This window comes from Acidovorax sp. BoFeN1 (genome assembly GCF_003345135.1).
Lineage (GTDB): Bacteria > Pseudomonadota > Gammaproteobacteria > Burkholderiales > Burkholderiaceae_C > Acidovorax > Acidovorax defluvii.
Map to the genome: position 1 here is coordinate 20,474 of NZ_QOZT01000021.1, position 20,847 is coordinate 41,320.

The following is a 20,847-nucleotide window of genomic DNA, read 5'->3' on the forward strand; positions in this document are numbered from 1 at the left end:
AAATTGCCTTCTGCGCTTCCAGTCCATCGGCGGCCGCATGCCAATCGGTCCCCGCCAACGCAGACATGCCCCCATCGCCAGCCGCTACCGAGCCCGACGCCGCAGCCCCTGGCTGCGTCCCGGGCGCCAGCAGGCTCTGCCAGGCGGCCAGTGATGCAGGATCCGCCCTGCTGCTGGCCATCGCATTGTCTGAACTCAAAATCGCCGTCCGAGAAGCGCTGCTGTCCCTCTCCGTGTCCAGCGGCAGCCCATCGCTTGGAAGCGTGCTCTCCAAAGACGCCAACAAAGCCAGGAATCCCCCCTGGGCCGACGGATCCACGGGGCCACCCGCTTGCTGTGCCTGGGATTTTCCACGCGCGGACTGGGTGCCCTGGGCGCCCTGACTACCCTGTGGGCCAGAGATGCGTGTTGGTTCCATTTTCAATACTCCTGCCCCGGCGGGCCATTGATCGCATTGCGCACCTGTATCGAGGCGCGCTCATCGGTTTGCTTTTGTTCGCGGCGCATCTGCTGGCGCTCGTGGTCATGCTGGCGCTTTTCCACCACCTTGCGCAGGCTGGCCAGGCGCAGTTCGGCCTCCAGCAACGTGCGGGTGGCGTCTTGCACCCGGCTGGCGTGGTCACTCACCACACCTGTTTGCAGGCCCACGGCGTGGCCCAGGCGGTCCATGAACTGGTAGTGGTGGAACATCACCTCGGGCTGCACTGCGGCGTCCGCACGCATTCCCCAGCGCCCTTCTGTTTCCCGGGCGTAGCCCTGCAACTGGTTGAGCTGGTCTTGCGCGGCCTGCTGCGCCCCCTGCGCATCCTGCAACAGCCGCCGGGCCTCATCGCGCTTGCGCGAAGCCACTTCCACGGCCACCGTCAGGGCGTTCAGGGTTGACATGGTCGTTCAATCTCCATCGTTCAGTGCGTCAGTGATCCAGCACCACGGCCATGGTGTGGAGGCTTTGCTCCATGGACGCCGCATCGAACATGTCCTGCTGCAGGAAAGCGGCCATCTGGGGTTGCAGGCGGATCGCTTCGTCCAGGGCCGGATCGGAGCCACTCATATACGCCCCCACCTGCACCAGATCGCGGCTCTTCTGGTAGCGCGAATACACCGCGCGAAACCGGCGTGCCAGGTCAAAATGCCCGCGCGAGACCACGTTGTGCATCACCCGCGAGGCAGACTGCTCAATATCGATGGCCGGGAAATGCCCGGTTTCGGCCAGCGCCCGCGACAGCACGATGTGCCCGTCCAGAATGGCCCGCGCCGCATCGGCAATCGGGTCTTGCTGGTCATCACCCTCCGACAGCACGGTGTAAAAAGCGGTGATAGAACCCACGCCATGCAGCCCATTGCCGCTGCGCTCCACCAGCGCAGGCAGCTTGGCAAAACACGATGGTGGATAGCCCTTGGTGGCCGGTGGTTCGCCAATGGCCAGCGCGATCTCCCGCTGGGCCATGGCATAGCGGGTGAGCGAATCCATGAGCAGCAGCACATGCTTGCCCTTGTCACGAAAATGCTCAGCCACGGCCGTGGCATAGGCGGCCCCCTGCATGCGCAGCAGCGGCGGCGCATCGGCCGGAGCCGCCACCACCACCGACCGCGCGCGGCCATCCTCGCCCAGGATGTCTTCGACAAACTCCTTGACCTCGCGTCCGCGCTCGCCAATCAGCCCCACCACAATCACATCGGCCTGGGTGTAACGGGCCATCATGCCCAGCAACACACTTTTGCCCACGCCCGAACCCGCAAACAAACCCAGCCGCTGCCCCCGCCCCACGGTCAGCAGCGCATTGATGGCGCGCACGCCGGTGTCCAGGGGCTCACGCACCGGGTCACGGTCCATGGCATTGATCTGTCGGCGATCCATGGGCTCGGAAACCACGTTCTGCACCGGGCCGCCGTGGTCCAGCGGCAAACCCTGCGAATCCACCACGCGTCCGAGCAATCCGTCGCCCATCGGCAGCCGCAGCACGCCAGCGCGGTGCACCGGGCGCGGGGGCTCGCCCAGACGGGGCATGGGAATGTAAGGCGCCGCAGGCACCACGCTGGCCCCGCTGGACAGGCCATGAATATCCCCAGCGGGCATCAAGAAAGCCCGGTCTGCCGAAAATCCCACCACCTCGGCCAGGATGGGTGTGTGGCCCGGCATCTGCACCATGCACTGCGAACCCACCGGCACCCTAATGCCCGCAGCCTCCAGCACCAAACCCGTCAGGCGGGTGAGCGTGCCCCGCGTTTCCAGCGGCACTTGGGCCTGCACGCGTTCCCGGGCGTCTTCCATGAAATCGGCCCAGGCAGAACGGGTGTCAGTGGTCATCGCCATCACCACCGTCCTGCCACGCCGATTCGAGCCCCAGCGCCGCCACAGCGCGCTGCCAGCGCTTGTCCAGGCTGCCGTCCACCACTGTGCCAGCCGACTCCACCAGGCAGCCCCCGGCTGGCACTGCGGCGTCCGCCATCCACTGCACGGCGGCGCCATCAAACTCTTCGCGCAAAGACCCCGCCATGGTTTCCATGTCCACAGGGTTCAGGCGCACCAGCGCCGGCCGCCCCTCGGACACCAGCATGCCCACGGCTTCGCGCACCACGGGCTGCACCGCGTTGGGGTTGACCGACAGCTCGTGGCGCAGCACCTGGCGGGCAATGTCACATGCCAGGTGCAGCATGTCTTGCGCCATGTGCTGCTGCATGTCGGCCAGCGATGCCTGCAGCGACTGCACCACGGCATTGATCCGCTCGGCCGCTTCTTGCCCCTGGTTCGCCACGTAGTCGTCCATGCGGCGTTGCCACTCCAGCGTGGCCTGCGCTTCACCCTGGGCCACGCCCCTCGCATAAGCCTCATCGCAGGCCGCCTGCATCAGGGCCTGCTGCTGCGCCTCGTCAAGTGCAGGCGGCAACTCTGGCACGGCCTCGGCGTCGGGCGCGGGCTCTACCAGGCCAGAGCCATCCACCGCACCGAACTTCCAGTGGGTGAAATCCCCCACCTCTTCGCTGGGGATGAAGCGTGAATACACCCGCTGGTTAGACGAAGGCATCATCACCGCCACCACCGCCAATCACGATCTGGCCCTCGTCAGAGAGGCGGCGCACCGTCTTGAGGATTTCCTTTTGCTGGGCTTCCACTTCCGACAGGCGCATCGGCCCGCGCGACTCCAGGTCTTCGCGCAAGGCATCTGCCGCACGGGTGGACATGTTGGTGAGAAATTTCTCGCGCAATTCAGGCACCGCGCCCTTGAGGGCCACGATCAGCGTCTCCGACGCCACTTCGCGCAGCACCGACTGGATGGCCTTGTCATCGAGCTTGAGCACATCGTCGAAGATGAACATCTTGTCCATGATCTTCTGGGCCAGATCGGGGTCGTATCCGCGGATGGATTCGAGCACCACGCTGTCCATGTTGCCGCCCAGCATGTTGATGATCTCGGCCGCCGCCTTGACACCGCCCAACGAGCTTTTGCGAATCTTGTCGCCCCCCGCCAGCACCTTGAACAGCACCTCGTTCAGGTCTTTCAGCGCGGTCGGCTGGATACCTTCGAGGGTGGCCACGCGCAGCAGCACTTCGCTGCGCTGGCGTTCGGTGAAATTCATCAGCACGGCAGCGGCCTGGTCTGCATCAAGGTGCACCAAAATGGCCGCCACGATCTGGGGATGCTCATTGCGCAGCAACTCGGCCACCGACAGGGGGTCCATCCACTTCAGGCTTTCGATGCCCGACACATCGCCGCCCTGCAAGATGCGGTCGATCAGCAACCCGGCCTTGTCATCGCCCAGCGCCCGCTTGAGCACCGCGCGCACATAGTTTCCGGTGTCGGACACCAGCAGGCTTTGCGCCGCTGCGGCGTTGGAAAACCGGTTGATCACCATGTCCACCTTGTCGCGCGACACCGAACGCATGCGCGCAATGGTCTCGCCCAGCTTTTGCACCTCTTTGGGCGAGAAGTGCTTGAACACTTCGGCCGCCTCCTCCTCGCCGAGGGACATCAGCATGATGGCGGCGTCGTTGAGGCCCTGCTCATCCATAGATAAGTTGTCCGTTCAGATCCGGGCTCAGACGGGATCGCCGTTCACCCAGGTTTTCAGAATATTGGCCACGGCCATGGGGTTCTCCTTGGCCAGCAGGCGCGCATCTTCGAGGCGCAGCTGCTCGGGTGTCGCCGGCAGCAGCTCGTCCTTTTTGGTGGGCGCCGGCAAGGCGGGCCGCTCGGGCTGCTCGGCCTCCATGGCATCCACCGTGCCGCCCGCCATCGGGATGGCCCGGGGGCGCTCCGCCCCGCCCTTGAGGGCTGGGCGCACCAGCCCCAGCAAAACCAGCGCGGCAAACAACACGGCTCCCACCGGCCAGGCAAAGCTCTTGGCCAGGTCCAGCACTTCAGGCTGCTTCCACAGCGGCACCTCGGTAACCGGCGTCACATCCACCTGGAACGGTGTGTTCATCAGATTGACGGAATCGCCACGCTCCTTGTTGAACCCAATGGTTTCGCGCACCAGCGCCGTCATCTGCTCCAGCTGTTCGGGCGTCAGCGCCTTGGCCACGGTCTTGCCCTTGTCTTCGGAAGACTGGTAGTTCACCACCACCGCCGCGCTCAGGCGCTTGACGGCACCGCTGCCGCCGCGCGTCACGCGGACGGTTTTGTCCACTTCGTAATTGATGACCGACTCGCGCCGCCCCCCTGCGCCCAACGCCCCCTGTGCACCCTGTGGCTGGCCGTTGGCCGCCGCCAGCGGCGGATTGGCGCCGTTGATGGGCGCGGCAGAAGGCGCGGGCGGCTGGTTCGAGGCCGCGCCGGGCACGCCCGTGGGCAGCGCAGCGCCCTGGGGGCCATTGCTTTCCACCACCTGCTGGCTGCGGATGGCGCTGGCATCGGCGGCCAGGTTGGGGCGGTGCTGCTCGGAGGTGGATTCGGTCTGGCTGAAGTCCACCTCGGCAGACACCTGCGCCTTGACGTTGTTGCGCCCCACCACGGGCTCCAGGATGTCCATGATGCGGCGCGCATATTGCTGCTCGATCTGCTGCACATACAGCAACTGCTGCGCATCCACGCCCGAGCCTGACGCGGCGTCGGGCGACTGCGACAGCAGCTTGCCCGTGTCGTCGAGCACGCTCACGGCCGAGGGCGCCAGCTCAGGCACGCTCGATGCCACCAGATGCACGATGCCCGCCAGTTGCGCCCGGTCGAGCACGCGCCCCGGGTGCAGGCTCACCAGCACCGAGGCCGAGGGCTTTTGCTGCTCGCGGAAAAACCCGTTCTGGTTGGGCAGCGCCAGGTGCACGCGGGCGCCCTGCACCGACGACAGCGCCTGAATGGAACGGGTCAGCTCCCCCTCCAGCCCGCGCTGAAAATTCAGCCGCTCCTGGAACTGCGTCATGCCGAACTTGCTCGACTCCATCAGCTCGAAACCCGCCACCGACCCCTTGGGCAGCCCCTGCGTGGCCAGGCGCAGGCGCACGTCGTGCACGCGGTCGGCCGGAATCAAAATGGCGCCGCCGCCATCGGCGTGCTTGTAAGGCACGTTCATCTGCGACAGCTGGGCCACGATGGCGCCCCCGTCCTTGTCATTCAGGTTGGCAAACAGCACCCGGTAGTCGGGCTGGCGGCCCACCACAATGGCCGCAATGGCCACCGCCACCAGCAGCGCCACCCCCACACCCAGCCGCATGCGCTGCGCCCGGTCGAGCGCCGACAGGCGCTGCAGCCAGCCAGAGCTTGCGGGGGGAGTGACGGGGATTTCAGCAACTGCAGACATTTCGCTTTCCAGTAGGGCAGGCACGGCGGGCGCACCTTGCGTTGACTCGATTATTCGGGCGCATCACCCGGACGTTCGCTGGATAAGCCGCGCATTTGACCATCAATTCCCCCGGATGGCCGGCGCCCCAGGGCCTAGTATTGCGCCATCCCCCCTTCCCAAACCACACCGCCATGGACCTCCGCATTTCTAGCTCTACCGCCCCCCTCACGGGTGCCGGCCTGGCGCGCCGTGCCGCAGCGCCCCAGGCCGAAGGCAACGAGGTCGGGTTTTCGGGGGCGCTCAAAGGCGCGCTGCAATCGGTCAGCGCCGCCCAGAACCACGCCACCGGCCTTCAGCAAGAAGTGCAGATGGAGAACCCCTCCGTCAGCCTGGAGCAGACCATGGTGGCCATCCAGAAAGCGCAAATCGGCTTTCAGGCCACGCTGCATGTGCGCAACCGCATGGTGCAGGCCTACACCGACATCATGAACATGCAGGTGTGAGCTCCTGATTTCATAGCTATCAGCGCTTTCCAGATAAGCGCCACAGCCCATTTTTACTCACAAAAAAGCCGACTGCTCCACGCGTCGGCTTTTTTATGGTTCAGCGCCATTGAACCCCGAGGGCCCGCACACGTGTCAGTGCACTATGTGCGGCTGGCCTTCAAACATGTGCTCCATCTGCGCCAGCCAGGGCTCGGCCAGGCAGCGAATCTGGGCATCGTTGCGCAAGATGCGCTGCATGATGCGGGTCTTTTCACGGCGGTGCTCGGGCAGCAGCTCGTGCTCTTGCGCCTTGAAGCGCAGCTGCTCAATCAACACCGCGCAGGCGCCTTCATAGCGCACCACACCGTCCCAGTCCTTGCTTTGGGCGGCTTGCAGCATCTTGGCGCTGCTGTCTTCGATGGCTTTGTAATAGTCAATCAGCATTTCGGGCCCTGCCCCGTTGACGGTTGTTGGCATGTTCGGACTCATGTGCGCGCCTGGTTTCCGATCTCGGTCCAGCCGTCCATCACGGGCTGCAGCACCTTGAGCACTTCATCGATCACGGCCGCATCGTTCTGTGCATTGGCTTGGGTCAGGCGCACCAAGCAATACGAATACAAACTGTGCAAATTTTCTGCCAGCGCTCCGCCGGCGCGCATGTCCAGGCCTGCAATCAGGCCCTCGTCCAGCAAACGACTGGCCTTGCCGATCAGGCGCACCTTGGCCGTAACGTCCTTGCGCGCCACGGCGTCTCTGGCGCCTACAAGGCAGGTCCGCAGTTCGGTAAACAGAAGACTGATCAACCCATGGGGCGAAGCACTCATGACCTGGGAACTCAAATCGACCTGCCGGTAGGCAGCCGAAACCCTGGCGCTGGGAGGTGTGTACATGCGAAAGCCATCCATATTGTTATGAGCTGATCCAGTTATCGGCATATGCGCACCCAAATTAAGACTTCCACCGCAAAAAACGTTTTGAAAACGGGGCCCAACCAGATTCTCTGCGCTACGGCAGCCCGGCTATGCCACGAATAAGCCGCCAAAGCGCTGCCAGGTCAACCTTTTTTGATCCGATCACCCTAAAGTTTCCCGGCCAGCACCCGAAAACTACCTCAACGAGCTTCGAAATGACTCGTTGCCAGAGGCGCATAGGGCACAGCTGGCACCGGACAAGATCCGCACTTACCACCAAGGAGCCTTCCCATGTCAATGGTCATCAACACCAACGTTGCTTCTCTCAACGCACAGCGCAACACTGCCACCAACAGCGCGAGCCTGAACACCACCATGCAGCGCCTGTCCTCGGGCCTGCGCATCAACAGCGCCAAAGACGACGCCGCCGGCCTGGCCATTGCCGACCGCATGAACACCCAGGTGCGCGGCATGACCGTGGCCACGCGCAACGCCGGCGATGCCATCTCCATGGCGCAAGTGGCCGAAGGCGGCCTGTCGGCCATGAATGACATGCTGCAACGCATGCGCGAACTGGCGGTGCAGGCCTCCAATGCCACCAATGGCTCGGGCGATATCGCCAAGCTGGACAACGAATACAAGCAACTGGGCGCCGAACTCAACCGCATGCTCAGCGCCACACAGTTCAATGGTGATAGTGTTCTGAACGGCTCCGCCAACTATGTGTTCCAAGTGGGCGCAAACGCAACGACGGAAAATCAAATCACGATCAATTCAGCCGACATCAGTCTGAATGGGAATGGTGCGTTCTCGGCAGTTGCCGCCGGTGGTGCCACTTCGGCGCTGGCCAGCGCCGCCGCCGCCAATACAGCCAACATCACCGCTTTGGATGCCGCAATTTCCGCAGTGAATGACCGCCGCGCTTCCTTGGGCGCCCTGCAAAGCCGATTTGAAAACACCGTCAGCTACCTGCGCACCGCCAGCGAGAACCAGTCCGCCGCCCGGGGCCGCATCATGGACGCGGACTTTGCCGCAGAAACCGCCAACCTGAGCCGCACACAGGTCCTGCAGCAGGCCGGCACAGCCATGCTTGCCCAGGCCAACCAAGCGCCACAGCAAGTGCTGGCCCTGCTGCGCTGATGGCAAGCCCTGCGGGGCAGGCCTGAGAACCAAGCCGGGGTGCCCACAAGCACCCGGCTTTTTCACTTTTCAGCGCATACTGCACGGCGTAAGATGGGCTCACAAAGCCCGTCGGCAACCCACTTCACCTGGCACAGGAGCGAAACATGGCTTCCATTTCATCTCCCGGCATCGGTAGCGGCCTGGATGTCAATACCATTGTCAGCCAGATGATGGCCGTGGAAAAGCGCCCGCTGCAGCTGCTGCAAACCAATGCCAGCAGCATCGACACCAAAATTTCTTCGTACGGCCAGATCAAATCGGCCCTGTCGGCGCTGTATGACGCGGCCAATGGCCTGATGAGCTCGTCCGTCTGGCAGAGCAAGCAGTTCGCCACCACCGACAAGGATGCCGTCACCGGATCGGTGTCCACGGCGGCCGTGGCCGGCAACTTCTCCCTTCAGGTCACGGCGCTGGCCAGCAGCCAGTCTTTGGCGTCTGGCAGCTTCGCCAGCGGCGCCGTGATGGGCTCCGCAGGAACACTCAGCCTGCAAACAGGGCGCTGGGATGCCGCCGGCACCGGCTTCACGGGCGCGGGAGCAAAGGTGGATATCTCGATCGCAGCCACCGATACACTGGCCGACGTTGCCAGCAAGATCAACGGTGCGAACGCCGGGGTTTCGGCCGTGGTGGTCAAAGGCAGCAACGGCGACCAATTGCTGGTGCGCGGCACCAAAACGGGACAGGAAAACGGGTTTTCTATGTCCGTACTCGACGATGGCACCCCCCCTGCGGCCCCCGCGCCGGGCAGCGCCCTGAACAAGCTGGTCTATGACCAGGCCTCCGTTTCCGCAGCGCAAGCGGGCATGTCACGCACGGTGGCGGCCAGTGACGCCACCTTCACCATCAATGGCATTGAGGCCACATCGGCCACCAACACGGTGGCCGATGTGGTGCCAGGCGTCACGCTGAATCTGCTCAAAACCTCCACCACTCCGGTGGAAGTCACCGTCAGTGCCGACAAAAAGGCTGTGCGCGACAAGGTGGAGGCCTTTCAGCAGGCCTACAACAAAATCAACACCCTGCTCGCCGATCTGACACGCTACGACCAAAGCAGCAAGACAGCACAGCCCCTGCAGGGTGACAGCACGGCCACCGGGCTACAAAATGCATTGCGCGGCTTGCTGGGGCGGCCCAACGCCACAGGCACCTACTTCACCAATGTGGGGCTGGAGCTGCAACGTGATGGTTCACTGAACATCAACGCCACCAAGCTGGATGCTGCCTTGAACGATTTGCCCAAGCTGGAGAAGACCCTGACTGCCAGCACCGGCAATCCAGGCACTGACGGCCTTGTGACCCGCATGCGCGACTTCGTGTTTGGTGCCAACGGTGTCGACGGCAACATCACCGGCCGCAGCAAGGCACTGGAAGCCGCCAAAAAACGCAACCAAAGTGACCAGGACGCAATGAGTCTTCGCCTGGAGCAACGCCAGCAAAATATGCTCAAGCAATACCAGGCCCTGGACACCAAGCTGGGCAGCATGAGTTCGCTCAACTCCTTCATGACCTCGCAAATCAGCCAATGGAATAAAAGCTGACTAGGAGGCTGTCGGACTTGGAAATCGTCGGCTGCAAATCGACCGCAGCGGTCCATTTTTCACCGTCCTTTTGCCCCATAGCCCGGCTATGGGGCTGCAAATCCGGCAAAAACTGTCCTTCGCTGGGGCCGATTTTCGCTATCGACGCTCCAAGTCCGACAGCCTCCTAGCAAAATAGCCAGGAAAAGCCCCGTTCATCGGGGCTTTTTTTTGGGCCGCGCCCACCAGAATTGCCCTTAACACCCGGCAAGTCATGGGGCACGGTCGCAGCCGACTGATCGCATGCATCCGAGTGGAAAGCTATCTCTTCGAATCTGAAGGAGCCCATCCATGTCGATGACCATCAACACCAACGCCGCCTCTCTCAACGCACAGCGCAACACTGCCACCAACAGCGCGAGCCTGAACACCACCATGCAGCGCCTGTCCTCGGGCCTGCGCATCAACAGCGCCAAGGACGACGCCGCCGGCCTGGCCATTGCCGACCGCATGAACACCCAGGTGCGCGGCATGACCGTGGCCGTGCGCAACGCCGGCGATGCCATCTCCATGGCACAAGTGGCCGAGGGTGGCCTGTCAACCATGAACGACCTGCTGCAACGCATGCGCGAACTGGCGGTGCAAGCCTCCAACGCCCCCAACTCTGTGGGCACCGGAGGCGATATCTCCAAGCTGGACAACGAATACAAGCAACTGGGCGCCGAACTCAGCCGCATGCTCAGTGCCACACAGTTCAATGGTGATAGTGTTCTGAACGGCTCCACTGACTATGTCTTCCAAGTCGGGGCAAACGCAACGACGGAAAATCAAATCACGATCAGTTCAGCCGACATCACTCTGAGTGGGAATGGTGCGTTCTCGGCAGTTGCAATCAGTGGCGGCGCTGCGTCGGCGCTGAACACCAGCGCCGCCGCCGCCAATACGGCCAACATCGCCGCTTTGGATTCCGCGATTTCCGCAGTGAATGACCGCCGCGCATACTTGGGCGCCCTGCAAAGCCGGTTTGAAAACACCATCAGCTACCTGCGCACGGCCAGCGAGAACCAGTCCGCCGCCCGAGGCCGCATCATGGACGCGGACTTTGCCGCAGAAACCGCCAACCTGAGCCGCACACAAATCCTGCAGCAGGCCGGCACCGCGATGGTTGCCCAGGCCAACCAGCTGCCACAGAATGTGCTGAAGCTGCTGCAGGGCTGACGCCCGGCGGCTGCAAACACTCCACAAAAGCCACATGCCACAGTCTTCGTCCGCCCACCCCTCGCCTTATTACATCCACGCGCCACAGGGGCTGGATGAGGGCGCCACCTTGACGGCGCAGCTTCATATGCTGTGCCACCAGCTCAACCGGGCGGGCTACCCTGCTTACCTGACGTCTGCCCCCACGGTGTACGGCATGTGGTGGACGCCTATCCTCACGCCCCAGACCATGGCCGCGCACCAGATGGCGGGGCTCACCCCCATATCCATCCAGTTGCGGGCTGGCGGCGACCCCATGCTGCCAGGCCTGCAAGTGCGCTTTGAACCCGCACTGCATAACGACGGCTCTGCGGACGCGTGTGCGCGGCTGCACTTCAGCATGCCCGGAACCCTTGCAACCACCACGGAGAGCTACACCGTCAAGGCCGCCTTGCCCTGGTTTGACACGGCGCTGCTTGATCGTGCGCCGGGTGCGGTGCAGCGCCAAGGCTCACTGGTGTATTCGGGGCATCTGCCCGGCCCGCAGTTCAAGCTGCGGCCCGAACATGCGGCCCTGACCGATGTATCGCCCTTCGCGCAGCAGCCCGTGGGCGCCAAGGAGCGTTGGCAGCTGCTGGCCGGGGCGCAGGTGCTATTCGCCTATGCGGCGGGCTGCATCGTCACGGAGGCACGCATCTTGGGATGCCAGGTGGTGTACGTGGCCAACGACCACCAACTCCAGAACCTGCCCCGGCACCCGCTGGAAACCTGGGGCACGAGCCTGAATACACCGCAAACGCCTCTGGATGCACGAGACTACAGTCCGCAGGCATTGCGGGAGAAACTGTTTGCACTCCTGCAGGATGCGCCCGCCTTGCTGCACCGCCTGATTGAAACCACGCAGGCAGCAGCCGCTGCGCTGCCACCGCAGCTGGCATGGAGTGCCCACCAGCTGCACGCGCTGGAGGATCTGCTGCCCTCCACACCTGAGAGTCGCGCCGCCCGTGCTGATGCACAAGCCACTGACCAGCTGTGCAAGTCATATGAGGCATGGAAAGTCAAGGCCGCGCCTACCGAGATTTACAGCGACATTTGCGCCGAACTCGTTAACTCCGGCAAAGTGCGGCCACCCACTGTGCACATCTTCGGTCATGGCCGAGATCAGAGCGCCTTGGCCGACACCATGGACGAACTGGGCAAGAGCTGGCTGCCCCCCCGACGCATCGTGATCCATGCCGATGTAGCAGCACCCTTTACCCCGGAGGAGCTGGGAAGTGACGTGCAATGGATGGGTCCGGGCGAAGCCTGGCCCTTGACGCTGCCGCACCACGATGACGATGAATGGGCCATCCTGCTGGACGCCGGTACCCGGCTGGAGCCGTACACGCTGATAGAGCTACTGGCCTGCGCCTATCACCAAAGCAGTGCCCGCATGGTTTATGCAGCGCACGACGCAGCCCTATCGGCAGACAAGCACTTGCCCCACTTCACGGGGGGCGCCAACCTGGAATGGCTGCGTGGAACCAACTACCTTGGCGGTATCGTGGCGGTGCGCTGCGCTGACTGGATGCAGCTGCCAGATCCGGGCCGCTACGCATCGGCCTACCGACTCGCGCTGCGCAGCAGTGCGCTCAATGGAGCTGCCAGTGTGCATTACGTGGATCAGGTACTGTCCCATTCCGCTCCACAGTTGGCGACTCACCAGGAGGCGCAGGAGTTCAGCGTCGCCCAAGAGGAGCTGCAACGGCTGCACCCCGGCACGGAGCTGATCGCCAGCAGCCTGCTCGGATGCTGGACGGTTCAGTATCCCGACCCTGGAACGGCGCTGTCGTTGATCATTCCCACAGGCAAGCAACAGGGCTATCTGCGGGCACTGTTGCAGTCTTGTATCCGCTACTACCCGGCGGGTGTTTTCGAAGAAGCGCTGCTGCTGGTGCAGGACGATGATCTGCCGTCGATGCAGGAATTCGTGCAGAGCTGGCCGCATACCAACACGCTGCCATTGCGACTGCTGCCCACAGGGAGCGGCGCATACAACCACGCTCGCAGCATCAACCTGGGGCTGCATGCAGCCCGCACTGAACTGGTGGTTGTATGCGACGACGACATCGAATGGCTGGACGCCCAGGCTCTGCCTGCGCTGCGCCGGTTTTTCACGCAGGAGTCGGTGGCCCTGGCTGCGCCCCGACTGGTACTGCAGAAGGATCGATTCCCCTTGGTGGTGGCCGGCCCTCATGTGGCAGGCGAGGATGCACGGCTGCAAAACTATGTGGGGGAACGCCAAGGCCTGACAGAGCGCGGACTCCACAACCGCCTGCAAATGGCACAGGACGTCGTCGGCGTGCACGGCTCATGCTGGATGGCTCGCCGCAGCGCCTTATTGGCAGCAGGTGCACTGGACGAAGTCTGCACGCCGACCTTCCAGGCAGTTACCGACCTGGGCTACCGCCTGCAGCAGTCGGGCTGGCGGTTGGTCTGGACGCCACAGGCCAATGCTTTGCATGCCGGCGGCATGACCGTGAATGCATTGCGCCGAGACCCCGCACAGGCACTGGCTCTCACGCAGGCTGTCGTGGCAGAGGCACGCCAGCTACGCAATCGATGGCTGTCCTTCGCAGGCCAGCACCCGATCTATAGCAAGCACCTTTCGGGCAGCAAACCTTATGCATTGGACATGCACTTGGCGAACCGCTGGAGCCAGGACTACCGGACCCGCCCCCGGGTGCTGGCCCAGCCGATTTCCAGCGGGTCCGGGCAGTACCGCGTGATCGAACCTCTGGACGCACTGCAGATGCGCAGCATGGCCGAAACCTGCGTGGTTGCGCCCCCCAAGTCGGGAAGCAGCAGCCGCCGGGTCTTGACCCCCCTGGATGTGGCGCGATTCAAACCAGACCGCATTCTGGTTCAGCACTCCATTTCGGACCAGGACATTGCCAATCTGCGCGCCATCCGCGAAACGCACCCTCAAGCCTTCATCGTTCAACTGATGGACGATCTCACTTCGGATTTGCCCGCATCGCACCCCAACCATGTCTTCGGCCAGCGAGAGGGGCATACCCGCACATTGCAGGCGCTGGAGTTGAGCGACCGACTGATCGTTTCCACCCAGCCCTTGGCGGACTACTATGCCCCGTATTGCCGGGATATCCGTCTCGTGCCCAACGCGCTCGATCCGCAATACTGGGGTCACCTCCAGCGCACACCGCAGCCCCGCGAACGGCTGCGCGTTGGGTGGGCTGGCGCCGCGCAGCACCTGGGCGATCTGCGTCTGGTGGAGCGCGTGGTGCAAACACTGGCTGATGAGGTGGACTGGATTTTCATGGGCATGTGCCCAGACGAGTTGCGCCCTTACATCAAAGAGTTTCACGGCTTCGTCTCTTACAAGGACTATCCGGCCAAGCTCGCCAGCCTGGACCTGGACATCGCTATCGCACCACTAGAGAACAACCCCTTCAACACCTGCAAAAGCAACCTGCGGTTGCTGGAATACGGCGCCATGGGCTGGCCGGTCGTGTGCTCGGACGTTTATCCGTACCAGACCGACAACCCTCCCGTGCTGCGCGTGCCCGACGATGACGTCGCCTGGCTCCAGGCCCTGAGCCGCCTGATCCAGGACGCGAAACTGCGCCGAGCGCACGGCCAAGCCCTGAACGACTGGCTGCACCGGCGCTACGTGCTGGACGACCATTCAGAGGCGTGGTTCCACGCCATCTTCGACTAAACCGAGGCCCTGCCATGCCGTCTCCCGCAACCACCTACGTCACGGAGCCCTACCTGCCGCCGCTGGAAGAATTCATCCCTTACCTGCAGGAGATCTGGGACCGCAAGATCCTGACCAACAACGGCCCCTACCACCAGGAGCTGGAAGCGCGTTTGCAGGAACACCTAGGCGTTGCCCACATCTCACTTTTCGCCAACGGCACCATCGCTCTGGTCACGGCGCTGCAGGCATTGCGCATCACGGGCGAGGTCATCACCACGCCCTACAGCTTCGTGGCGACCGCCCATTCGCTGATGTGGAATGGCATCAAGCCTGTGTTCGTAGACATCGACCCCACCACCCTCAATCTGGACCCGTCCAAGATCGAGGCAGCCATCACGCCACAAACCACCGCCATCCTGCCAGTGCACTGCTACGGCCACCCATGCGACGTGGAGGCAATTCAGCGCATCGCCGACAATTACGGGCTCAAGGTCATCTACGACGCGGCTCACGCGTTTGGCGTTTGTGACGAAGGCGGCAGCATCGTGCGCCACGGTGACATGTCGGTGCTGAGCTTCCACGCCACCAAGGTGTTCAACACCTTCGAAGGCGGTGCCATCGTCAGTCCCGACGCACGCACCAAGAAACGCATCGACCACCTGAAGAACTTCGGTTTCGTCGATGAGGTCACCGTGGTGGCCCCCGGCATCAACGGAAAAATGAGCGAGGTCAACGCCGCCTTTGGGCTGCTGCAGCTCAAGCACATCCCGCAGGCGCTGCAGCGGCGCGCCGAAATCGACGCCTTGTACCGCCACCACCTGCAGGGCATCGAGGGCATCTCCGCCACCCGCAGCCTGGCGCACCAGCACAACCACGCCTACTTCCCCATCCTGGTGGGAGAAGGCTACCCGCTGTCACGCGACGAACTCTACGAGTTGCTCAAGCGCCACGGCATCTACGGCCGCCGCTACTTCCACCCGCCCATCAGCAGCTTCCCAATGTACAAGGCGCTGCCGTCTGCGGAACCGCACACGCTGCCCAGCACCTACCGCGCCTCGGCGTCAGTGATCTGCCTGCCCATGTATCCAGCGCTGGAAGATGAAACCGTGAAGTTCATCGCAGACATCGTGCGACAACCAGAGGCGGCGCCATGAACCCCTTCGACCCGGGCTACTACACGGAGCAAGATCTTCAGAAGGCCGGCTTCAAATCACTGGGCAGGCATGTCCGGATAGCGAAGAACTGTACGATTGTCGGCCTGGAAAACATCGCTATCGGCGACAACGTCCGTATCGATGGTTTCACCACGCTGGCGGCCCATGGCTGCGGATGGCTGGATATCGGGTCACACATCCACGTTGGAGGTTATTGTTTCCTGGCCGCCGGCCATGGCATTCAAATGAGGGACTTCAGCGGCCTCTCCCAGGGCGTCAGGATCTACAGCCAGACGGATGACTACAGCGGCGAAAGCCTCACAAACCCCACCGTTCCGGAAAAATACAAGAACACCACTAAAGGCACCGTGGCCCTCGGGCGCCACGTCATCATTGGCTCAGGCAGCGTCGTGCTGCCGGGAGTTTGCATTGAGGAGGGCTCCGCCGTAGGGGCGCAATCGCTCGTGAACAAGAGCCTTCCGCCCTGGGGCATTTTCTTCGGCAGCCCCGTAAAACGCCTGAAAAGCAGATCCAAGCGGCTGCTGGAACTGGAATCTCAATTCAATCGTGACGGTACATAGCCCCATGCTCTCCTGCCCAGTCTGCGGAAAGAACGCTGCTCATTTCCTCCCCCTGCCCGACCAGTACGCCCAGACCCTGCGCCAGTTCAACGCGCCGTTCTCGCTGTCGGATTTCGAGACGCTGAATATCGAGCAGTACAACTGCCCCTCATGCCAGGCATCCGACCGCGATCGCCTGTACGCGCATTTCATCCGGCGCCATCTGTTGCGCCCCGGCCTGCCTCCGCTGCGCATCCTGGACATTGCCCCCGCCCCCGCCCTGTCGGACCTGCTGCGCGGCATTGGCGGACGTGGCTATCGCTCGGCGGATCTAGCGTCGCCGCTGGCCGACGAACGGGTGGACGTGACCGACATGCGGGTCTATGCCGACAACTCCTTTGACCTCGTCATCTGTTCCCACGTGCTGGAGCACGTTGATGACGATGCCGCCGCCATTCGCGAAATGCACCGGGTGCTGGCTCCTGGCGGCTGCGCCATTCTGATGGTGCCCATCCTGACCACGGCCACCGAGACCGACGAGGATCCGGCGGAAACCCGCGTGGAAGAGCGTTGGCGCCGTTTCGGGCAAAACGACCACGTGCGCATGTACGCCAAAGGCGACTTCGTGGCACGCCTACGTAGCGGCGGATTCACGGTCGAGGAATGGAGCCAGACCGAATTTGGCGAGGCGGTATTTCAGGCGCACGGAATCCGGCCCGGCTCCGTGCTGTACATCAGCCGTAAGCCAGCTGCAGCGGGAGAGAAGCATCCCAGCCGACTGCTGCCACAACCGCCCCTGGCGAGCGATGACGACGAAGCCGCAGCGCCGGTACAGGTCACCGTGGCCATACCGGCCTACAAGGCGACCTTTCTCGACGCCGCCCTGCAAAGCGCCCTGACGCAGGACTTCGACAGCTTCGAGATCGTGGTCTGCGACGACTGCCCGGATGATTCCGTGGCCCGTGCCGTCGCACCCTACCTGCAGAACGCGGCTCGTGTACCCGTCCACTACTATCGCAACCCACATCCGCTGGGCGAGGAGTCCAACGTCGGCCGGTGCATCCAGCTGGCACGCGGCGCCTACGTCAAATTCCTCTACGACGACGATCTGCTGCTGCCCGGTTGCCTGCGAACCCTGTCCGAAGTGCTCGACCAGCATCCGCATGTTTCCATCGCCTCGTCGCGTCGGCAGGTGATCGACGAGACAGGCGCCTCGCAACCCGACATCGCGGCTACCCTGTTCCCGTTCCACCAGGACGTGCTGATCGATGGAGCCGACCTGACATCCTTCCTCGCCGACTGGACCTTGAACTTCATCGGCGAGCCCAGCACCGTCATGCTCAGGCGCGCGCAACTTCTGCCTCTGGCGGGGGGGCCGTTCTCGCTCGACGGCGAGCCCGTGTACTGGCTTGGCGACATGACAATGCACGTCCAGCTACTGCGCCAGGGGCATCTCGCTCTCCTGGAGCAACCCCTGTCCTGCCTGCGCATTTCCGCAGAGCAGACCAGCCATACGGGCCGGATAAACCCCGGCATCGGCAAGGAGCGCTACGCCTACTTCCAGCGCACCATCCGCGCGTTCGGCTGGCAGCGGGACCAGGACAACCATCTCGTGCGCGTAGCGGCGCTGGACACATCGCAACAGTTCGAGGTTGTCGACCTGGGCCAGCGGCTGGGTCGCATGCTGCGGGGAGAGCATCCGCTCTCCGAGCCTGTTCCCCAGCCACCGTCTGAGCCGCCGCTGCGCAACTGGCTGGCCCAGCGGTGCCATTCAGACGCCCAGATGCGGATGGTCGAAGCGCGCCTGGCGCAGGCCGCCCCCAGCTTCGGCATCCACGTCTTCGTGCATGCGCCACAAGGATGTTTACCCCAGCTCATGGACACCCTCGACAGCCTGCGGGCCGTCCACGGCCTGCAGGGCCGTGTGCGGGTGAGCGTGCTTTCACCCAACAGCGACGGCCTCGCGCCCGGCACGCACCACGTGCCGCTGGAGCGATCCGAGGACTGGCCCGCCGCCGTCAACGCGCAAGCGGCGGCCAGCACGGCCGATTGGCTGCTGGCCGTAGAGGCTGGCGAGACCTTCACCCCGAGCGGCCTGCTCATGGTAGCGCTGGAGCTGCTCGACGCCCCCGGCTGCCGCGCGGTCTATGCGGACGAACTGGTCCAGACGGAGGCTGGCGACCTCGGCTCCCTGTTCCGCCCGGACTTCAACCTGGACATGCTCCTCTCGTGCCCCGCCGGCATTTCCAGGCACTGGCTGTTCCAGCGTGAGGTGTTACTGCAGGCCGGCGGATTCGACCCGGTGTACTGGCAGGCGCCCGAGTTCGAACTACTGCTGCGCCTGCTGGAAACCGGCGGCCTCAACGGCCTGGGTCATGTCAGCGAACCCCTGCTAATTGCCAGCGTTCCCCAGCTCGCCAGCAACGCGCACGAAATCGCCGCCCTCGAAAAGCACCTGCATGCGCGCGGCTACGAGAACGCCGCAGTGGACTCGCGCCTGCCCGGCTGCTACCGCATCCACTACGGCCACGCGACCGCGCCGATGGTCTCCCTCATCATCCCAACCAAGGACCAGTTCGCGATGGTGGAGCGCTGCGTGCGCACCGTGCTGGAAAAGACTGGCTATCCACACTACGAAATCCTGCTGGTGGATAACGCCAGCACCGCACCGGACGCCTGCGCCTGGCTGGATGCGCTGGAGGCCCAGCAGGACGAGCGCATCCGCGTACTGCGCTACCCGCACCCGTTCAACTACTCCGCCATCAACAACATGGCCGCGCGCGCGGCGCGCGGCGAGTACTTAGTGCTGCTGAACAACGACACCGCCGCGTTGCACGAAGACTGGCTGGACGCCATGCTCAACCATGCGCTGCGGCCCGAGGTGGGAATCGTCGGGGCCAAGCTGTTCTACCCCAACGGCACCATCCAGCACGCCGGCGTGGTGCTGGGGCTGCGCGGTCCGGCGGAACACCCGTTCATCGACATGGACGGCAACGCATCCGGCTACATGCAGCGGCTGGAGATCGACCAAAACTACAGCGCCGTCACCGGCGCCTGCCTGATGGTGCGCCGCGCGCTCTACGAGCAGGTTGACGGACTGGACGAGGGCTTCCAGGTCTCCTACAACGACGTGGACCTGTGCCTGAAGGTGCGCGAAAGCGGCCACCTCATCGTCTGGACTCCGCACGCCATGCTGCTGCACGAAGGCAGCGTGAGTCAGAAGCAAGTGGACACGGCCGCGCTCGCCGCCAAGGCCGCGCGGTTCCAGGGCGAGCAGGACGCCCTATACCGCAAATGGCTACCCACCATCGCGCGCGACGCCATGTACAACCCTAACCTGTCGCTGCAGGGCGCCGCGTTCGAGCTGGAAATGGACACCGGTCTGAACTGGAACCCGCTGCCCTGGCGCCCCCTGCCGGTGGTGCTGGCCATCGCCGCCGATACGCAGGCCAGAGGTCATGCCCGCATCGTCGACCCGGCGCTGTCGATGGCGGCTGGCGGACTGGCCGACGTGCGCGTGAGCGTTCGCCACTACTCGCTGGCCGAGTTGGAGCGGCTGCAGCCTGATGCGTGGGTGCTGCAGCACCCGATCAACGACGCACAGGCCGCGCTCATCCGGCGCCATGCGCAGTTCACGCGGGCCTTCAAAGTGGCAGAGCTGGACACCTGGCTACCCGTCGCCTCCCGCAACGCCTTGGGCCTAGCGGACCGTCTCGTCGTACCCACCGACGCCCTGGCCGAAGCGCTGGCGGGCAGTCACCCGGACATCCGGGTCGTGCCCACACGCCTGCCGCCCGCCTGGTGGACGGGACTGCCCTGCCGCCGGCGTGCGGGCACACGGGCGCGCGTGGGCTGGGTGGGCGACGTCGGCAACCACGACGGGCTCGAACTGCTCGTCGACATGGTCAATGAGCTGGCCGACGAGGTGGAATGGGTGTTCCTGGGTGCCTGCCCCGCGCCGCTGCGACCCTTCGTACACGAACTGCATGAGGCTGTTTCCATTGACCAGTACCCACGCAAGCTGGCCAGCCTGAACCTTGACCTGGCCGTGGCGCCTTTGGAGCCGGGCCTGCTCAATGAATGCAAGAGCAACCAGCGCCTGCTGGAATACGGCGCCTGCGGCGTCCCCGTGGTATGCAGCGACCTGACACCCTACCGCGGCACACTGCCAGTCACCCGGGTGCACAACCGCTTCGAGGACTGGGTGGACGCCATACGGAGCCACACCAGCGACCTGGACGCCAGCGCCCGCATGGGCGACCGCCTGCGCGATGCCGTGCTGTCTGGATGGATGCTGGAAGGGATGCACCTCGAGGAATGGGCGAATGCATGGGTTTCGCACTGAAGAGCCGCACATTTCCCCTCTACTCGCACAGTTGCGCACAACACAATCAGATACAGTGGATCCCTGACCCAAGGG

The 20,847-nt window shown here is 63.9% G+C and carries 15 protein-coding genes; 8 read left to right on the forward strand and 7 right to left on the reverse strand.

What is annotated here, in order from left to right; translation table 11 throughout:
- Positions 1-420: 420 nt before the first annotated feature.
- The 5 genes from fliJ to fliF are packed head-to-tail and all read right to left on the reverse strand — an operon-like array spanning position 421 to position 5,736.
- The gene (fliJ, locus tag DTW89_RS07360; RefSeq protein WP_114655463.1) at positions 421-885 is read right to left on the reverse strand and encodes a flagellar export protein FliJ; all 465 of its coding nucleotides are present in this window, start codon (positions 883-885) and stop codon (positions 421-423) included.
- A 28-nt stretch (positions 886-913) separates the two neighbouring features.
- On the reverse strand, positions 914-2,272 hold the full coding sequence (gene fliI / locus DTW89_RS07365; protein ID WP_406560922.1) for a flagellar protein export ATPase FliI: 1,359 nt from the start codon (positions 2,270-2,272) through the stop codon (positions 914-916).
- A gap of 25 nt (positions 2,273-2,297) precedes the next feature.
- On the reverse strand, positions 2,298-3,029 hold the full coding sequence (locus DTW89_RS07370) for a FliH/SctL family protein (protein ID WP_201740963.1): 732 nt from the start codon (positions 3,027-3,029) through the stop codon (positions 2,298-2,300).
- A complete protein-coding gene (fliG, locus tag DTW89_RS07375) occupies positions 3,013-4,011 on the reverse strand; it encodes a flagellar motor switch protein FliG (protein ID WP_114655465.1) in 999 nt (332 codons plus the stop codon). The genes DTW89_RS07370 and fliG overlap by 17 nt, the downstream gene beginning before the upstream one ends.
- 27 nt (positions 4,012-4,038) lie before the next feature.
- Positions 4,039-5,736 carry a flagellar basal-body MS-ring/collar protein FliF gene (fliF, locus tag DTW89_RS07380; RefSeq protein ID WP_114655466.1) on the reverse strand — a complete coding sequence of 566 codons (1,698 nt, stop codon included), beginning with the start codon at positions 5,734-5,736 and terminating at the stop codon, positions 4,039-4,041.
- 173 nt (positions 5,737-5,909) lie between these two features.
- On the opposite strand from fliF, the gene fliE reads away from it, so the two are divergent.
- A complete protein-coding gene (fliE, locus tag DTW89_RS07385) occupies positions 5,910-6,221 on the forward strand; it encodes a flagellar hook-basal body complex protein FliE (protein WP_114655467.1) in 312 nt (103 codons plus the stop codon).
- A 135-nt stretch (positions 6,222-6,356) separates the two neighbouring features.
- Here the strand turns inward: fliE and DTW89_RS07390 are convergent, their stop codons facing one another.
- Positions 6,357-6,680: a flagellar protein FliT gene (locus DTW89_RS07390; protein WP_236637066.1), complete on the reverse strand. Its 324-nt coding sequence runs from the start codon at positions 6,678-6,680 to the stop codon at positions 6,357-6,359.
- Between the two features lie 8 nt (positions 6,681-6,688).
- Positions 6,689-7,093 (reverse strand): flagellar export chaperone FliS, encoded by a 405-nt coding sequence (fliS, locus tag DTW89_RS07395; RefSeq protein WP_114655485.1) that lies wholly within the window; start codon positions 7,091-7,093, stop codon positions 6,689-6,691.
- Positions 7,094-7,405: 312 nt separating this feature from the next.
- Between fliS and DTW89_RS07400 the strand changes: the two genes are divergently transcribed.
- The 7 genes from DTW89_RS07400 (at position 7,406) to DTW89_RS07430 (ending at position 20,772) form a co-directional block, all read left to right on the forward strand.
- Entirely contained in the window at positions 7,406-8,254 is an 849-nt protein-coding gene (locus DTW89_RS07400; RefSeq protein ID WP_114655469.1) for a flagellin N-terminal helical domain-containing protein, read from the forward strand.
- 146 nt (positions 8,255-8,400) lie between these two features.
- Positions 8,401-9,834: a flagellar filament capping protein FliD gene (gene fliD / locus DTW89_RS07405; RefSeq protein ID WP_114655470.1), complete on the forward strand. Its 1,434-nt coding sequence runs from the start codon at positions 8,401-8,403 to the stop codon at positions 9,832-9,834.
- 330 nt (positions 9,835-10,164) lie between these two features.
- On the forward strand, positions 10,165-11,031 hold the full coding sequence (locus tag DTW89_RS07410; RefSeq protein WP_114655471.1) for a flagellin N-terminal helical domain-containing protein: 867 nt from the start codon (positions 10,165-10,167) through the stop codon (positions 11,029-11,031).
- A gap of 34 nt (positions 11,032-11,065) precedes the next feature.
- A complete protein-coding gene (locus tag DTW89_RS07415) occupies positions 11,066-14,731 on the forward strand; it encodes a glycosyltransferase (RefSeq protein ID WP_114655472.1) in 3,666 nt (1,221 codons plus the stop codon).
- A gap of 14 nt (positions 14,732-14,745) precedes the next feature.
- Entirely contained in the window at positions 14,746-15,867 is a 1,122-nt protein-coding gene (locus DTW89_RS07420) for a DegT/DnrJ/EryC1/StrS family aminotransferase (RefSeq protein WP_114655473.1), read from the forward strand.
- On the forward strand, positions 15,864-16,448 hold the full coding sequence (locus tag DTW89_RS07425) for an acyltransferase (RefSeq protein ID WP_114655474.1): 585 nt from the start codon (positions 15,864-15,866) through the stop codon (positions 16,446-16,448). The genes DTW89_RS07420 and DTW89_RS07425 overlap by 4 nt, the downstream gene beginning before the upstream one ends.
- A 4-nt stretch (positions 16,449-16,452) precedes the next feature.
- Positions 16,453-20,772 (forward strand): glycosyltransferase, encoded by a 4,320-nt coding sequence (locus DTW89_RS07430; RefSeq protein WP_114655475.1) that lies wholly within the window; start codon positions 16,453-16,455, stop codon positions 20,770-20,772.
- Positions 20,773-20,847: the final 75 nt, after the last annotated feature.

What these genes read in the sequence shown, in the direction of transcription:
- DTW89_RS07400 (WP_114655469.1), top strand. Translation starts at nt 7,406, where the DNA reads ATGTCAATGGTCATCAACACCAACGTTGCTTCTCTCAACGCACAGCGC.
- DTW89_RS07410 (WP_114655471.1), top strand. Translation starts at nt 10,165, where the DNA reads ATGTCGATGACCATCAACACCAACGCCGCCTCTCTCAACGCACAGCGC.
- DTW89_RS07370 (WP_201740963.1), bottom strand. Translation starts at nt 3,029, where the DNA reads ATGATGCCTTCGTCTAACCAGCGGGTGTATTCACGCTTCATCCCCAGC.
- DTW89_RS07425 (WP_114655474.1), top strand. Translation starts at nt 15,864, where the DNA reads ATGAACCCCTTCGACCCGGGCTACTACACGGAGCAAGATCTTCAGAAG.
- fliI (WP_406560922.1), bottom strand. Translation starts at nt 2,272, where the DNA reads ATGGAAGACGCCCGGGAACGCGTGCAGGCCCAAGTGCCGCTGGAAACG.
- fliD (WP_114655470.1), top strand. Translation starts at nt 8,401, where the DNA reads ATGGCTTCCATTTCATCTCCCGGCATCGGTAGCGGCCTGGATGTCAAT.
- DTW89_RS07415 (WP_114655472.1), top strand. Translation starts at nt 11,066, where the DNA reads ATGCCACAGTCTTCGTCCGCCCACCCCTCGCCTTATTACATCCACGCG.
- DTW89_RS07420 (WP_114655473.1), top strand. Translation starts at nt 14,746, where the DNA reads ATGCCGTCTCCCGCAACCACCTACGTCACGGAGCCCTACCTGCCGCCG.
- fliS (WP_114655485.1), bottom strand. Translation starts at nt 7,093, where the DNA reads ATGTACACACCTCCCAGCGCCAGGGTTTCGGCTGCCTACCGGCAGGTC.
- fliG (WP_114655465.1), bottom strand. Translation starts at nt 4,011, where the DNA reads ATGGATGAGCAGGGCCTCAACGACGCCGCCATCATGCTGATGTCCCTC.
- DTW89_RS07390 (WP_236637066.1), bottom strand. Translation starts at nt 6,680, where the DNA reads ATGCCAACAACCGTCAACGGGGCAGGGCCCGAAATGCTGATTGACTAT.
- fliJ (WP_114655463.1), bottom strand. Translation starts at nt 885, where the DNA reads ATGTCAACCCTGAACGCCCTGACGGTGGCCGTGGAAGTGGCTTCGCGC.
- fliE (WP_114655467.1), top strand. Translation starts at nt 5,910, where the DNA reads ATGGACCTCCGCATTTCTAGCTCTACCGCCCCCCTCACGGGTGCCGGC.
- DTW89_RS07430 (WP_114655475.1), top strand. Translation starts at nt 16,453, where the DNA reads ATGCTCTCCTGCCCAGTCTGCGGAAAGAACGCTGCTCATTTCCTCCCC.
- fliF (WP_114655466.1), bottom strand. Translation starts at nt 5,736, where the DNA reads ATGTCTGCAGTTGCTGAAATCCCCGTCACTCCCCCCGCAAGCTCTGGC.